Origin of the sequence: Niallia sp. FSL K6-0212 (assembly GCF_038007605.1) — a bacterium.
In the GTDB taxonomy this organism is placed as follows: Bacteria; Bacillota; Bacilli; order Bacillales; family Cytobacillaceae; genus Niallia; species Niallia circulans.
The window spans coordinates 2,609,575-2,625,486 of sequence record NZ_JBBOXL010000001.1 but is presented as its reverse complement, the minus strand read 5'-3'; the positions used below and the strand labels follow the sequence as shown (position 1 = coordinate 2,625,486).

Below are 15,912 nucleotides of genomic sequence, written 5' to 3'. Positions count from 1 at the left end.
CAAAAAAATAAAATAGAAGCTCTTTAAACCTTTCCCTTTTATGGAGCCATTCTCTAATAAAGGGAAGGAAAGCTTCTATTAATCGGCTGATTTTATTTTTCATAATCATTTATCTGTTTTAAGCATAGCTCGTAAACGTCCACTTTTTGATACAATCTATACCATTCCACTGTATAATAAACAGTCTGATCAATATTCCATTTGGGATGCCAATCTAAATAATACTTTGCTTTATTTATATCTAAACTAAGAAGCTTTGCTTCATGTTCTGCGGAATAAGAAGGTTCTGCTTCCCATGTGCCACCATTCCAGTGTTCCACAATTTTTTCGGCTAGCTGTTGTACGGTTATCACACTATCTGATTCTGGTCCAAAATTCCAGCTTTCCGCGTATTGTGTTTTTCCCTCGTATAGATAGGCACCAATTTTTAAATAACCTGAAAGCGGCTCTAATACATGCTGCCACGGACGAACAGAATGAGGAGAGCGTAATTTAATCGCTTGATCAGACATTAAGGAACGAACGCTATCAGGAATAATGCGATTTTCCGACCAATCCCCTCCTCCTATTACATTTCCTGCTCGTACAGAAGCAATTAACTTACCATGCTTAGAATATGACTCAATTGGAAAGAAGGAATGCTGATAAGAAGAGATTAATAGTTCACAGCATCCTTTACTGGAACTATACGGATCATATCCTCCCATCGGGTCTGTTTCACGATAGCCCCATACCCATTCTTTATTATCATAACACTTATCACTCGTTACCATTACACCTGCTTTTACAGAAGGTGACTTTCTGATTGCTTCTAACACTTGCATTGTCCCCATTACATTCACTTCATACGTATAGACAGGGTCTTGATAAGATTGCTTCACTAATGGCTGTGCTGCCAAATGAAAGACGATTTCAGGTTGATATTCTTCAAAAACTGCTTGTAGTTTAGCAGCATCACGAATATCTCCCCTAATATCCTTCACTTTATTGTTCAGTTTTGCTAATTTAAATAAACTCTCTTCTCCAATTGGATCTAAAGAATAACCAATTACATTCGCGCCAAGCTTCATTAACCAAATAGCTAGCCAGGAACCTTTAAAACCAGTATGACCAGTTATTAGAACCGTTTTATTTTTATAAATTTTTCGCCAATCAGTTGTCATAACTAACACCTCCATTCCCACTAATGAAAATGATAATAACTTTTATACCAGGCAATGGTTTTCTTTATCCCCTCTTCTATGGAAACAGCTGGAGTCCATCCAAGCACTTTTTGAATCTTTGTAATATCAGGGATAGGCGCATTTCTTTCATTCTCCCTTTTGGGAATGGCGCCATATAATGGTACTTGCTCTGTACCTAAATGGTGATAAATCAAATCAACAAAATATCGTAAAGGATAGGCATTTCCAGAAGCTATATTTAATATCGTATTATTACTTCCTTCATATGTGGCTGCAAGGATTAAGCCATCGACGATATTGCCGACATAACTATAATCACGGTATTGATCACATGACGTTAATTTCACCTCGTCACCACGCAGTACTTTTCCAATTATATGAGAGAATAATTTATGATTATCTTCTGCTTCCCCAAAAATATTAAATGCCCGTAAGGTGATAATGGGAAGCTTATATTCCTGTGCTAACTGATGGGAAATAATAGTAGATGATGCTTTTGTACTTCCATAGATATCAACTGGTTCTAATAACATATCTTCATGAATCTTTTCCTTTTTATCTCCATATTCAGAACTACTGCCAAGACAAATAATTTTTTTACAATTGGTATCTTTGGCTGCAAATAAAATATTCATCGTTCCAACAATATTAGTTTCATATGCAAGTAAGTCATTTCTATTACTTGGGTTTGTTCCATAAGCTGCTAAATGAAAAATATAATCTGGTTTAAATTCATGGATAATTCGACATATGTCTGAGCGATTTTGAATATCTGCCTCATATTTTTTTAAATGAGGCAAATATTCCTGTACTCTCCAAGGATTGGAATGTTCCCGAACAATGACAGCGATGGACGCATTTTCTTTCACAAGCTGTTTAATAAGATGGGATCCAATAAAACCATAAGCACCTGTGACTAACACTTTTTTATTTTTTAACTTCATATCACCCACCTCTTATAATGAGGCAATGGAATAAGGATTTTTGGCTATATATCCGCTAGGAAGATTAGCAAAGAATTGGGCGTCATTAGATAAGCTGCTCAATATCTCCCTTACTTTCGTTAAATACGGATGATAAATATACGTTAAAGTGGAGGAAGAAATATCTACTTTTTCTAGCTTCCACAAATCAAATTCATTCTCATTTAAGATCAGCAGACTTCCGAAATGATAAAATATCAATGGGTTATTGTCAATATATACATTATTCTCCCTCATGGTTACTTCTTGTTCTGTATTATTCAAAATAAGATTCCATGGAGCAGCGTTAATTCCTGGGTTTTGATTCACTTTAATATTTTCAAATAATTCAGGGATGCGGTCTAAATACAATTGATCTCCCCATGATTTACGTTTATCGTTATAAACCTCTGAACATTCTTCTAAACACTTCTTCTTCCACCAATTTAGAATTTTTCGGCTATTACGTTCGTTTTTGAAGCCGATAAATCCTGCTTGATATTGTCCATGGAAATGTTCCAGTATATCCGTTCCGCGTTGACGACATAAATAAACAGAAAATCTACCAAAGTCATCAATTACAGAAAGTGGGTTGGAGAAGAAATATAAATCACTGTCACAATAGAAGAGATGGTCAATCTCTGCGTGTGTGGATAGTAAGTGTTCCAGTAACGTCGCTTTTATTGTCCAACAATATTCTTGCAGCGTTCGTTGTTGTTTTATCTCTTTTAATTGTGAAGTTTCAAAGGACTCTACTGGTATTAGCGTGACATTTTTTAAGTTTAGATTGGATAAGACATCATAGGTTTCTGAATCCATTGTACAAATCCACATGTGAAAATTATCTATTTGTCTGCTAAGCGAGTGATACATTGCAAGTCCTTTAACTAAATATTCTTTACTAAATATGGAGGTTAATAATAAATAATTATCGTATTTAATCATTCTTTTTTTCAATTTTGTTGATTGGTATTTTGTCTTCGCTTGAAGAAAGTCTTTTGTTGATAATGTTGCCTTAATAATACCAGGATAACTATTTTGATAGTTTTTGATTAGCTTTTCTAAAAGATCAAGGTATGGAACATAAATATAATTCATAATTTCCTTTTGAATATTTATTTGATGCATACTCCATAAATCATATTTATCACTATCATATATGGTTATACAGGAAAAATGATAAGCAACAAGTGGATCATTATTGATAAAAACTTTATCTCCTTGTAAAGAAACGTTGAAATCATTATTGTAGATAATATTCCAAGGTGCAGCATTTACTCCTAAATTAGAAGATATGCGCACGTTATCATACATTTTCGGCAATTGATCTAAATACTTTTGATCTCCAAAACGTCCATTGCTCTCAACTACTCCGCACCATTCAATGCAGCGATCCTTCCACCATTGAACAGCTGACAATCCAATTGCATCTTTTCTAAATCCAATAATACCTGCTTGGTACTTTCCATATTTTTGTTCTACCCACTCTAGATCTCTTTGTGGAGTCAAAAAGATGGAAGCAGAACCCCACTCATTAAAAATACTTGCTGGATTAGAGAAGAAATAAATATCTCCGTCGCAGTATAATACTTGCTCAATATCATTATTTTTTAAGATATATTCAATTAAGAAAGATTTTAATGTCCAGCAATATTCATTAATCATTCGTTCTTGTTTAACTGCTCTTAATTGATCATTCTCTATTTCTTCTACTCTAATAAGATGCATATTTTTAAGATTTTTTTCATTTAAAAATTTGTGCGTAATAGCATCCATACAACACACCCATAAGTTGAAGTTATCACTATTTTTAGCAAGAGACTCATAAACCGCCATAATCTTAATGCAATATTCTTTGCCGGCAATGACACAGAAATTTTGGTTTGTTGCTGCAATTGGTTCAGAGAGGGATGATTTTTTCTCCTCTGTTCGTGTAATTGCTGTACGTTCTTCCTTCGCTAACGCTTCTTGTTTTGCTTTTTCTTGAGCTAGCTCTTCTTGTTTTGCCTTTTCCTTCGCTAACGCTTCTTGCTTTGCTTTTTCCTTTGCTAGCTCTTCTTGTTTTGCCTTTTCCTTCGCTAACGCTTCTTGCTTTGCTTTTTCCTTCGCTAGCTCTTCTTGCTTTGCTTTTTCCTTCGCTAGCTCTTCTTGCTTTGCTTTTTCCTTCGCTAGCTCTTCTTGCTTTGCTTTTTCCTTCGCTAGCTCTTCTTGTTTTGCCTTTTCCTTCGCTGAAGCTTCTTGCTTTGCTTTTTCCTTTGCTAGCTCTTCTTGCTTTGCTTTTTCCTTCGCTAGCTCTTCTTGCTTTGCTTTTTCCTTTGCTAGCTCTTCTTGTTTTGCTTTTTCCTTTGCTAGCTCTTCTTGTTTTGCCTTTTCCTTCGCTGAAGCTTCTTGCTTTGCTTTTTCCTTCGCTAGCTCTTCTTGCTTTGCTTTTTCCTTCGCTAATGCTTCTTGCTTTGCCTTTTCCTTCGCTAGCGCTTCTTGCTTTGCCTTTTCCTTCGCTGAAGCTTCTTGCTTTGCTTTTTCCTTTGCTAGCTCTTCTTGTTTTGCTTTTTCCTTTGCTAGCTCTTCTTGTTTTGCCTTTTCCTTCGCTAACGCTTCTTGTTTTGCTTTTTCCTTTGCTAATGCTCTTCTTGTTTTGCCTTTTCCTTCGCTAACGCTTCTTGTTTTGCTTTTTCCTTTGCTAATGCTTCTTGTTTTGCTTTTTCCTTTGCTAATGCTTCTTGTTTTGCTTTTTCCTTTGCTAATGCTTCTTGTTTTGCTTTTTCCTTTGCTAATGCTTCTTGTTTTGCTTTTTCCTTTGCTAATGCTTCTTGTTTTGCTTTTTCCTTTGCTAATGCTTCTTGTTTTGCTTTTTCTTGAGCTAGCTCTTCTTGCTTTGCTTTTTCCTTTGCTAATGCTTCTTGTTTTGCTTTTTCTTGAGCTAGCTTTTCTTGCTTTGCTTTTTCCTTCGCTAGTGCGGCTTGCTTTGCTTTTTCTTGGGCTAATGCTGCTTGTTTCGCTTTTTCCTTTATTAATGCTGCTTGTTTCGCTTTTTTCTTCGCCAATGCTGCTTGTTTTGCTTGTTCCTTTACTAATGCCGCTTGTTTCGCTTTCTCCTTTGCTAATGCTGCTTGTTTCGCTTTTTCCTTCGCTAAGGCTTCTTCTATTACTTTTACTTGGGCTAATGCTCCTTGTTTCGTTTTTTCCTTTGCTAATGCTACTTGTTTCGCTTTCTCCTTCACTAATGCTGCTTGTTTCGCTTTTTCCTTCACTAATGCTGCTTGTTTCGCTTTTTCCTTCACTAATGCTGCTTGTTTCGCTTTTTCCTTCACTAATGCTGCTTGTTTCGCTTTTTCCTTCGCTAATACCTCTTCTTGCGCTTTTTCTTGAGATAATGCTTCTTCTTGGGCCTTTTCTTGAGGTAATGCTTCTTCTTGGGCCTTTTCTTGAAATAATGCTTCTTCTTGGACCTTTTCTTGAGATAATGCTTCTTCTTGCGCTAATTTCTCCTTACTTCTTGGAGAACTATTATTCGTTTCACAAATTATACTACTTTTTGCATCCGCATTATTTTCTGATGTAATCTCTTTCTTTGGAGAAGGTAAAGCTAACACCTTATTATTTTTTTTAGCACCATTTACGACGTCAACTAAATTATCAATGTGAAACTTCACCGAAATCTCTTTTGAAAATAGTTGAATATTTAACGTGGCTGACTTTTCTTGTTTCTCATTACTCGACAATGCTTTTAAAAAGTCTGATATGATATTTCTTTTTAGCCATTTCATGGCAATCCTCTCTCTCCCTTATATCTATTGTTCTTTTTTCCAAATCTTTCTTGCGTCTTCCAAATCCTTTGGCGTATCAATAGATATCCATGTTCCTTCATGCAAATAGACAGCAAGTTCTCTCTTTTCAATTAACTTTCTTAATGGCTCTTCCTCTAACACACAATCTGGCTGGGCTGATAGATACTGAAAGAACTCCTTATTACAAACAAAAAATCCCCCATTAATCCAGTCATCTAAAATCGGCTTTTCGGAAAAGCGATTAGCAATTCCATCTTCTATATCAAGTACTCCATATTGATTATTTTTTTTGATGCCTGTAAGTGTAACTGCTTTTCCTTTTTCTTTGTGAAAGGCAATAAGTTTATCTAAATCAATATCAGACAAACCATCCCCGTAGGTTAATAGAAAGATATCATCATCCATATATGGTTCTAACTGTTTAATTCGTGCTCCAGTCATTGTATCTTGACCAGTATCTATACAAGTTATTGTCCATGGCTCTGTTTTTTCTAGAATGGTATATTGATTGTTTGCTAAATCAATTTGTATATTATTGTTTCTCCAGGCTGAATTAACAAAGTAATCTTTTATCTGGTCTCCTTTATAGCCCACTGGCAAAATGAACTCTTGATGACCATATTCACTATAATGCTTCATAATATGCCATATAATCGGCTTCCCATTAACATCAGCTAAGGCTTTTGGTATATTCTCTGTTAAGCCTCTCATTCTCATTCCTTTGCCCCCACATAAAATTACAACTTTCATTCTTTCACCTCTTCTCTTAGTATTTTCATGCCATTATATGTACAGGCTACTAATGATGCATAGGTTGTTTCCTTAGGTTTAGTAAGATATAGGCGCATTTTTGAGTAATTTGGAGGAGAAACTTATAAGACTGTCCCTTTTTTGGAGGATATTATTGTTCTTTACGCTTATTACTGTAGCGAAGACAAAAAAATACTTTTTATAAATTTATATCTAAAGAAAGAGGAGAAATTATAATTTTTTCTGGATAAGGGGGAATTTCAAACACATATAAAAAATCCTACAGTTTTACCTGTAGGCTGTGTTTATCCCTTTTCTGAATAAAAAAGCTATAAGGCAAATTTACCTCATAGCTTTTTTATTATCTTATCCTATTCTAATCTCATTACCTTCTACTATCACTTTTTCATTCTCTTCAAGGTTAGTAAATACCATTGGTGTAATGATGGAAGGAACCTTTGTTTTAATTGCATCAAAATCAATTTCCATTAATTTTTGTCCTTGTTTTACTTTATCTCCATCTTTAACAAAAGAAGTAAACCCTTCCCCTTTTAAACTAACTGTATCTAATCCAACATGAATTAAGATTTCTTTTCCATTGTTATCAGTCATGCTTACTGCATGCTTTGTTGGAAACACATTCATAATTTGTCCGTCTGCTGGAGCAACTAATACGCCATTGGATGGATCAACCGCTATGCCGTCTCCCATCATTTTTTGCGCAAATACTGGATCTGGAACTTCTGTAATGCTTAATAGCTTTCCTTCTAATGGTTGAATATAAGTTTGAGTCGTATTCGTTTTTTCTTCCTTATTTCTCTTAAATAGATTTTTAAACAAGGTAGCACCCTCCAATAAAAGATTCACTTCCTATTTTAACTTAATAACAAAAATTTTCCCATAAATCTAATAAATAATATTTCTAAAAGCCTATATCTGCACGAAATATTATTACTTTATATAATAGACAATAGACTCATATGCTCTTAGCTTTATACTTTCTCTCATGGAATCGGAATCAGGATAATTAGATAGAAGAATAGTACCCGTTAATCCTGTCCAATCAATGTGTTCTGGTAAAGTAAATGTCACTTCATCTTCATAGAAATTATTAACGACTAATAATTTCTCTTTATCTGTACTGCGTAAATAGGCAAATATTTTATCATCTTCAGGAGCAAGTAGTTCATAATCTCCGTCTGTAATGATATTGTATTCTTTCCGCAGCTGGATAAGTTTTTGATAGTGATAGAAAATAGACTCTTTATCCTTTAATGCATTTTCTGCATTTAGCTCTCGATAATTTCGAGCCGTTTCAATCCATGGCGTTCCATCCGTAAATCCAGCATTTTTCTCACCGTTCCACTGAACAGGTGTACGAGAGTTATCACGAGATTTTCTGCGCAAAATTTCAAGAATTTCTTCTTCTGATTTACCGTTTGCTTGTAAAATATTATACATATTCAAAGATTCCACATCTCTATACTGATCAATCGAAGTAAATTTAGGATCTGTCATGCCAAATTCTTCTCCTTGGTAAATATAAGGAGTGCCTTGCATCATGTGGATGGTAGTAGCAAGCATTTTTGCAGATTCCTTATGGAATTCCCCATCATTCCCATAACGGGAAACAATACGTGGCTGATCATGGTTACACCAGAAAAGGGCATTCCATCCTCCCCCTTCATTCATACCAACTTGCCATTTAGATAAAATTTGTTTCAGAGCCTGAAAATCCATTTCGCCAATTTCCCACTTCTCTCCGTCGGGATAATCAACCTTTAGATGGTGGAAATTAAAAGTCATACTTAACTCATTTCGCTCAGGCTTTGTATATTTAACGCAATGCTCTAGTGTTGTAGAAGACATTTCTCCAACTGTCATACTGTCATATTTGGAAAATACTTCTTGATTCATTTCATGGATAAACTCATGCACACGAGGTCCATCTGTATAAAATTTCCTTCCATCTCCAGGCGCTGCGGAACCGTCATCATCTGGGAAATCTTGATTTTTTGAAATCAAATTAATGACATCAAGACGGAAACCATCTACACCTTTTTCAAACCAAAATTGCATCATTTTATACACTTCATTACGAAGCTTCTCATTTTCCCAATTTAAATCAGCTTGCGTTACATCAAAAAGGTGTAAATAATACTGGCCTGTTTTTTCATCATACTGCCATGCATTTCCGCCAAATTTAGATTGCCAATTCGTTGGTTCACTGCCATCTTCTTTTCCATCTTTCCAAATATAAAAATCACGATATGGGTTATCTTTAGAAGATGCTGCTTGTTTAAACCATTCATGTTCCGTTGAAGTATGGTTAACAACGATATCCATAATAACTTTCAGACCTTTTTGATGGGCTTCCTTTAATAGCTGATCAAAATCTTCCATCGTTCCATATTCATGATGAATGGAATAATAATCACTAATATCATAGCCATTATCCTTTTGAGGAGAAGTATAAATAGGTGTTAACCACAATACATCTACCCCTAATTCTTTTAAATAATCTAATCTTTTAATAATCCCTTGAATATCTCCTACTCCGTTTCCTGTTGTATCTTGAAAACTCTTCGGATAAATTTGATACACAACTGCCTTTTGCCACCATTCTTGTTTCATCTATATACACCACCGATGTGAAAATTATATTCTTTTTCCTGTCTGTAAAAAAACAATACAGTTAATATTTACGTTTTTTTACTTCCTATTTAATTACTAGTACTTCCTCAAAAGGCATACGAATCGGTTTGACATTATAGCAAATGTTACTTCGATATGATTCGGCATTTGAACAAGACTAATGATTTTTATTCTCTTTCATCATAACATGTATATACAAGTTGTCAACTGATTAGTAATGCGTTTTCAAAACCTCTTTGTCCTAAACCCAATTAGTTCCTACCCCTAACTTGTCCGTATAAACTTCCTTACATTTTCCGCTCTTTTTTCTGTATTCCATAAAAAGAAGGATTTTTGTCAATTCCTTAAAAACCATTGGTCATTTACTGCTTTTTTTGATAAGATATCCCTATAATTTTTAGAATTTAATTTAATTAATCAATAATATTCTCTTTCTTGTATAGATAAAAAACATTGATATAGATAATGCTAAATAGAAATGTAAAACGGTTGATCATTATCTTTACAGAAAGAACAGAAAAAATTAAGTAGAAGGAAAGGGCTAATTAAGACATAGAAAGCTTAAACTCCATTCTTTTTTTCTGAGAAATTATTAATTTATCACTGGTGGAAAAGCTCATTTACTCCACATATAATGTAGGAACATGTATACTATTAATAGATTTAAACTAGGAGTGAGCATTTTGAAGGATGAATTAGCTTATATTGGGAACAAAATCATAGAAAACAAGGACATCCTTGCTGAAAATACAAATAGGCTGCTTTCACAATTTTTACAACAGCAGACATCTAATTTTTCTCTCCCATATGCTGAAGAAGATATGCATAAATGGAATGCTAAGCTTTTCTTTATCTTAGCTGAAGCGTTAAAAGATAAGAAAGATTCGGAAGGAATTGAGTATTGGTCGGATAAAACTGGGAAAGCCTTTGTAAAGAACCATATTCCCTTACAATCTGCTCTGCGTTCCTTATCGATTTACCGAAATGTAATCTGGGACGTATTCACAGAGGAATTAGAACAGAAATCTTTCGCGCCGATTACCATGTTGGATGTTGGCAAGATTATTGATCCTATACTCGATGAAATTAGTGCTTACATAGGGCATATTTATGAAGAGCATAACACGCAGATTATGAAGCTTGCTTATACCGCTTTAGAAGAGCTGTCTGTTCCAGTTGTTCCAATAGCAAAAGAAACGGCCATCATTCCTCTTATTGGGGAAATTGATACACAGCGGTCTCAATTAATTTTAGAAGTTGCGTTGCAGGAATCTGCCAATTTAAAAATCGAATATCTCATTTTGGATATTTCAGGGGTGCCAATCGTCGATACAATGGTGGCAGACAATTTATTTAAAGTCGTTCATGCCTTAGACCTAATTGGTGTTAAATCCATCGTTTCTGGTATTAGACCAGAAATTGCTCAAACAATTATTTCATTAGGAATCGACTTTAGCAAAATTACCACATGTGCCAATTTACACACGGCATTAGCTAGCATTGGCTTGAAGCGGGTCGTAGAATAAGATAAGGATGTCTTAAATAGTTAGTTAAACTCTTTAAGACATCCTTTATTATTTTTACTCCAATCGTTTCTAATCTAAGACTTTAGCTAACTGTCCAGCGGTTTTTCATATATGTTGGTTGCAAGAATAAACATGTAAATTGTCATCAACACTTCCCGCAAGCAGCCTCTTCCCATTAAATTTGTACTTGGAACATAAAATACATGTGCACACATTTGATTTGCCTCCTTTTGTTTGTTCAATAATTCACATAATTATTTATAAAGAAAGAGCGATTTGCCCTGACTCTTTTATAGATGTAATACGCCTTCTCTAGGTACTACTTGAAAAGCATCTGCTAAGTCTTGTAACTGCTGGTCCGTAATGGTTTGCTTAATCTTTGAAGCATCCCCAATAATCGTATAAATTTGTGCTGCTTTTTCTGCTGTTTCAATCAGCCCGAATGTTTCATCCATTGTGGATCCGGCACCAAATATTCCATGATGTGGCCAAACAACTAAACGATGCTCTCTCATTTTCACTGCTGTTTTTTCTCCAATTTCATCTGTTCCAGGAACCATCCAAGGCAGAATCCCGATTGCATCCGGAAAAACAACAATACATTCGGTACACATTTGCCATAGTGTTTTTGTAAAACTTGCTTCATCTAAATCATGCATAAATGTCATTGCAAGTATATTTGTGGCATGGTTATGCATGATAATCCGATGATTAGGGTCTACTCGTAAACGTGCAATATGGCTCATAAAATGGGAGGGTAACTCACTTGTAGGATTCGACCCATCTGCAAATCCCCATAGTATATGCACTTTTTCTCCACTCTTATCTATTTTTAAAACACCAAGTGTATTTGCAGGATCTTTTTTCACATTTTTAAAATACTTCCCAGAGCCTGTTACAATAAAATACTTCCCTGCCAATTCTGACACTGGAAACTTTAGAGGGATAGACCGAATAATTTTGCCAGTATCCAAATATTGTTCCACTAACTCTTCTTCTAAAAGATAACTGATATTTCCTCCATTCCGTTCATCCCAGCCCATATTCCACATATTAAATGTTGCTTCACACATTTCTTTAATAAATGGAGCATCTAAAATATTTTGCTTTTGCATAATCGCAACCATTTCTCTTCACTCCCTTAATCTGCTAATCTTGATTTTCACATCCTTATTTTACGACTTAAACAAAAATAAGTCAATATATTCAAAAGTAAAAACAGTTTAACTATGCGTATTTACTGCGAAATATTTTTGTTTTCTTTTGTTTTTTTAAAATCACTTTCTCTCCAAATAAAAAAAGATAGCACCAATATATTTTCAAAAATATTGGTGCTATCTTTCTTCATTTTCCGCCCGTAAGCTTGAACAGATTATTTTATGATGGAACGACCTGAAAAGAGATATTTTTTTCTTGAAACCAATTTTCATATTCTTCCGGAATACGTTCATCTGTAATAACATATTGTATTTGATCTAGATTGGCAATATGAGCAAATGTCTTTACTCCGAATTTGCTTGAATCAACAAGAAGAGTAACCTCTGATGTTATATTCATCATCTGCTTCTTTAATAATGCCTGCCATTCATTAGCATCACTTAGACCACTTTGCACATCTACTCCTTTGCATGATAGAAACAACTTACTAACATAATATTGTTCAAGGGAACGTTCAGCCAGTGGTCCTACATAAGATAATGATTTCGACAAAAGCATTCCACCTGTTGATATTACTTTAATTTGTTCCTTCTTACTTAATTCCAAAGCTACTTTAATAGAATTAGTAATCACAGTTAAAGGCATATCAGGTAATTGTGACGCCATATACCAGGCAGTGGTACTACCATCCAAGATGATTTGTTCTCCAGGCTGTATGCGCTTTACCGCTTCTCGGGCTATTGCTCTCTTTTGCTCTGCGTTCGTAACCTCTCTCTCCATGAAAGGAGTATCGCTAGGTTCTTTTTCAATACTCACTGCCCCTCCATGACTTCTCATCAAAAGCTTATCCTGCTCTAATTTTTCTAAATCTCTTCTAATCGTTTCCTCCGTTACCGAAAAAATTTCACTTAATTCTGATACGCGTATACTTAATCTTTCATTCACAAGCTCCACAATTTTTCTACGTCTTTCTGCTACAAGCACTTTCGAAGTTCTCCCTCCATTTTTGTTTTCTTGGGATTAAGTTGATATATGTTTATTACTATAGCATATTTTTCGTTTTAATAAGAAGCCCTTCCATAAAAAAAGGATGAAATAAGATAATCCTTACTCCATCCCTTCCATCAAACTATTGTGCTTTGTTTTTATTATAAATATCAAAGGCTACAGCTGCTAAAAGTACAAGCCCTTTAATTCCTTGCTGCCAGTCAATGCCAAGTCCCATTAGTGACATTCCATTATTCATGATTCCCATTACCAAACCACCAATAATTGCTCCAGGTATGGTTCCAATGCCCCCATATGCAGAAGCTCCACCGATGAAACAAGCTGCAATGGCATCAAGTTCAAAAAGATTACCAGCTTTTGGAGTAGCCGCATTCAAACGTGCAGCGAATAAGAGACCAGACAATGCAGAAAGTACTCCCATATTAACAAACACCATAAATGTCATCTTTTTCGTTTTAATCCCAGAAAGCAAAGCCGCCTTCTCATTTCCTCCAATTGCATAAATATGTCTTCCTGCTTTTGTTTTGTTTGTTACAAATGTATAGATAACAATCAGAATACCTAATACAATTAAAATATTGGGGATGCCCTCATAGGTTGCGAGAACAAAGGTAAAGATATTCAAAATTAAAATCATTCCTACTAACTTCGATACAAACAGCCCAAATGGTTGAACATCAAATTGATGTTTTAATTGATTCCTTCTGTTTTTTAATTGAAGGAAAATGATGATGATAGATAAAACAGCACCAATTAAAATCGTTAATAGATGCAATGATCCTCCACTTATATCAGGAATAAATCCAGAGCTGATTTTCTGAAAGGATTCAGGAAAAGGAGCAATCGATTTCCCTTCTAATACAATCATCGTCAACCCTCTAAATAGGAGCATTCCTGCTAGTGTGACTATAAATGCTGGAATACGGACATACGCAATCCAAAAACCTTGCCATGCTCCGATAACAGCACCTAATACTAAAGAAATGACGATTGCTAAAAATGGAGACATTTCATAATTTACCATCATAATGGCAGAGATGGCGCCAACAAATGCGGCAATCGATCCTACCGATAAATCAATATGTCCCGTGACGATAACAAGTAACATTCCAACTGCCAGAACTAATATATAGCTATTTTGTAAGATTAAGTTTGTAATATTTAAGGGTTTTAGTAATAAACCATCCGTAATAATTTGAAACAATACCATAATGAATACTAAAGCGATAATCATACTATATTGACGGAAATTAACATGAGAAAGTGATTTGTTTTTTTGTGAACCTACTGGATTTGGTTTTATTTGTGGCTGCATTGTTCGCTTACCCCCTTACTTTACTTTTGGTCATATATTTCATTAATTTCTCTTGATTTGCTTCTTCTTTAAGAACTTCTCCTGTTATGCGCCCTTCATTCATTACATAAATACGGTCACACATCCCTAATAGCTCTGGTAATTCAGACGAAATCATCAGAATACTTTTTCCCTCATTGACAAGATCATTAATGATTGTATAAATTTCATATTTAGAACCAACGTCTATTCCTCTAGTAGGTTCATCTAAAATTAAGATATCTGGCTCTGAAAATACCCATTTACTTAATACGATTTTCTGTTGATTACCGCCGCTCAGATTTCCAGCTTTTTGAAAGATGCTTGGTGTTTTTATTCTGAATTTCTGCCGATATTCTTCTGCAACCTTTATCTCTTGATTCTTATCTAACACAGCATGTTTAGAAATACGGTCAAGCGTTGCAAGCGTAATATTCTGTTTAATGTCTTCCATTAAAATTAAACCATTACCTTTTCTATCTTCCGAAACATAGGCTAGTCCATTATTTATTGCTGCAGTTACATCTTTGAATTGCACTTCTTTCCCATTTTTTATTATTTTTCCATTGATATTCTTTCCATATGCTCTTCCAAATAAGCTCATTGCTAATTCGGTACGTCCAGCTCCCATTAATCCAGCAATCCCGACAATCTCTCCCCTTCTAATCGTTAAGGAGACATTATCGATTACTTTCCTATCCATATGCTTTGGATGGTAAACATTCCAGTCTTTTACCTCAAAAACAACCTCTCCAATATGGGGAATTCGCTCTGGATAACGATTGGTAAGATCTCTTCCTACCATTCCTTTGATAATTCTGTTTTCATCCACCTGATCATTCTTTACATCCAATGTCTCAATCGTTTTTCCATCTCTTAAAATGGTGATAGAATCGGCAACCTTTTCAATTTCGTTCAGTTTATGAGATATAATGATGGCAGACATTCCTTGTTTTTTAAGTTCTAATAATAAATTTAGTAAGTTTTCGCTGTCATTCTCATTTAAAGAAGCTGTTGGTTCATCTAAAATAAGCAGCTTAACATCCTTTGATAAAGCTTTTGCGATTTCTACTAATTGTTGTTTACCTACTCCAATATCACTTACCTTTGTATTTGGTGATTCACTTAATCCGACTTTTTTAAGCAATTCCCTTGTACGCAAAATTGTTTTATTCCAATCAATAACGCCTTTGTTAACGATTTCATTTCCTAAAAAGAGGTTTTCTGCTATCGTCAATTCCGACACTAATGCAAGCTCTTGATGGATAATTACGATTCCTAGCTCTTCACTTTGTTTGATGTCTTTAAATGTGCAAACCTCATTATGAAAGAAAATATCTCCAGAATAAGTACCATGTGGATAAACTCCGCTCAATACCTTCATTAAAGTTGATTTACCAGCACCATTTTCCCCACAAAGGGCGTGTATTTCTCCTTGCTTAACCTTTAAATTAACATCATCTAAAGCTTTAACCCCTGGGAACTCCTTCGTAATATTTTGCATTTCAAGAATTATATTTGCCATGTCCTTCACCACCTCTATTTTTT

14 protein-coding genes are annotated in these 15,912 nt (G+C 34.8%); 2 read left to right on the top strand and 12 right to left on the bottom strand.

Annotated features, from left to right (window positions below):
* Positions 1–92 precede the first annotated feature (92 nt).
* Genes rfbG through MHH96_RS12435 form a run of 3 tightly spaced genes read right to left on the bottom strand, consistent with a single transcriptional unit; the run spans position 93 to position 3,922 of the window.
* Complete coding sequence (gene rfbG / locus MHH96_RS12445) at positions 93–1,163, bottom strand: CDP-glucose 4,6-dehydratase (RefSeq protein WP_047945047.1); 1,071 nt, start codon at positions 1,161–1,163, stop codon at positions 93–95.
* 20 nt (positions 1,164–1,183) lie between these two features.
* Positions 1,184–2,128 (bottom strand): NAD-dependent epimerase/dehydratase family protein, encoded by a 945-nt coding sequence (locus tag MHH96_RS12440; protein ID WP_341117468.1) that lies wholly within the window; start codon positions 2,126–2,128, stop codon positions 1,184–1,186.
* A 12-nt stretch (positions 2,129–2,140) separates the two neighbouring features.
* Positions 2,141–3,922 carry a glycosyl transferase gene (locus MHH96_RS12435; protein WP_144544507.1) on the bottom strand — a complete coding sequence of 594 codons (1,782 nt, stop codon included), beginning with the start codon at positions 3,920–3,922 and terminating at the stop codon, positions 2,141–2,143.
* 161 nt (positions 3,923–4,083) lie between these two features.
* Between MHH96_RS12435 and MHH96_RS12430 the strand changes: the two genes are divergently transcribed.
* Entirely contained in the window at positions 4,084–4,800 is a 717-nt protein-coding gene (locus tag MHH96_RS12430) for a hypothetical protein (RefSeq protein ID WP_341117465.1), read from the top strand.
* Here the strand turns inward: MHH96_RS12430 and MHH96_RS12425 are convergent.
* The 4 genes from MHH96_RS12425 to treC all read right to left on the bottom strand — a co-directional run bounded on the left by MHH96_RS12425 (position 4,765) and on the right by treC (position 9,318).
* Entirely contained in the window at positions 4,765–5,913 is a 1,149-nt protein-coding gene (locus tag MHH96_RS12425) for a hypothetical protein (RefSeq protein ID WP_341117464.1), read from the bottom strand. The genes MHH96_RS12430 and MHH96_RS12425 overlap by 36 nt on opposite strands.
* A gap of 24 nt (positions 5,914–5,937) precedes the next feature.
* Entirely contained in the window at positions 5,938–6,684 is a 747-nt protein-coding gene (locus MHH96_RS12420; protein ID WP_047942366.1) for a sugar phosphate nucleotidyltransferase, read from the bottom strand.
* Positions 6,685–7,050: 366 nt separating this feature from the next.
* Positions 7,051–7,524 (bottom strand): PTS sugar transporter subunit IIA, encoded by a 474-nt coding sequence (locus MHH96_RS12415; RefSeq protein WP_047942367.1) that lies wholly within the window; start codon positions 7,522–7,524, stop codon positions 7,051–7,053.
* Positions 7,525–7,635: 111 nt separating this feature from the next.
* A complete protein-coding gene (gene treC, locus MHH96_RS12410) occupies positions 7,636–9,318 on the bottom strand; it encodes an alpha,alpha-phosphotrehalase (protein ID WP_047942368.1) in 1,683 nt (560 codons plus the stop codon).
* Between the two features lie 695 nt (positions 9,319–10,013).
* Between treC and MHH96_RS12405 the strand changes: the two genes are divergently transcribed.
* Positions 10,014–10,865, top strand: a complete 852-nt coding sequence (locus MHH96_RS12405; RefSeq protein WP_373694326.1) for an STAS domain-containing protein — start codon at positions 10,014–10,016, stop codon at positions 10,863–10,865.
* A gap of 86 nt (positions 10,866–10,951) precedes the next feature.
* Here MHH96_RS12405 and MHH96_RS12400 read toward each other — a convergent pair whose 3' ends face one another.
* The 5 genes from MHH96_RS12400 to mmsA all read right to left on the bottom strand — a co-directional run bounded on the left by MHH96_RS12400 (position 10,952) and on the right by mmsA (position 15,889).
* Positions 10,952–11,080 carry an iron-containing alcohol dehydrogenase gene (locus MHH96_RS12400; RefSeq protein WP_141232318.1) on the bottom strand — a complete coding sequence of 43 codons (129 nt, stop codon included), beginning with the start codon at positions 11,078–11,080 and terminating at the stop codon, positions 10,952–10,954.
* A gap of 75 nt (positions 11,081–11,155) precedes the next feature.
* A complete protein-coding gene (gene rhaD / locus MHH96_RS12395; protein ID WP_047942370.1) occupies positions 11,156–11,992 on the bottom strand; it encodes a rhamnulose-1-phosphate aldolase in 837 nt (278 codons plus the stop codon).
* Positions 11,993–12,242: 250 nt separating this feature from the next.
* Entirely contained in the window at positions 12,243–13,007 is a 765-nt protein-coding gene (locus MHH96_RS12390; protein WP_047942371.1) for a DeoR/GlpR family DNA-binding transcription regulator, read from the bottom strand.
* Positions 13,008–13,152: 145 nt separating this feature from the next.
* Positions 13,153–14,265, bottom strand: a complete 1,113-nt coding sequence (gene mmsB, locus MHH96_RS12385; protein ID WP_235844462.1) for a multiple monosaccharide ABC transporter permease — start codon at positions 14,263–14,265, stop codon at positions 13,153–13,155.
* Between the two features lie 88 nt (positions 14,266–14,353).
* On the bottom strand, positions 14,354–15,889 hold the full coding sequence (gene mmsA, locus MHH96_RS12380; RefSeq protein ID WP_047942373.1) for a multiple monosaccharide ABC transporter ATP-binding protein: 1,536 nt from the start codon (positions 15,887–15,889) through the stop codon (positions 14,354–14,356).
* Between the last annotated feature and the right edge of the window lie 23 nt (positions 15,890–15,912).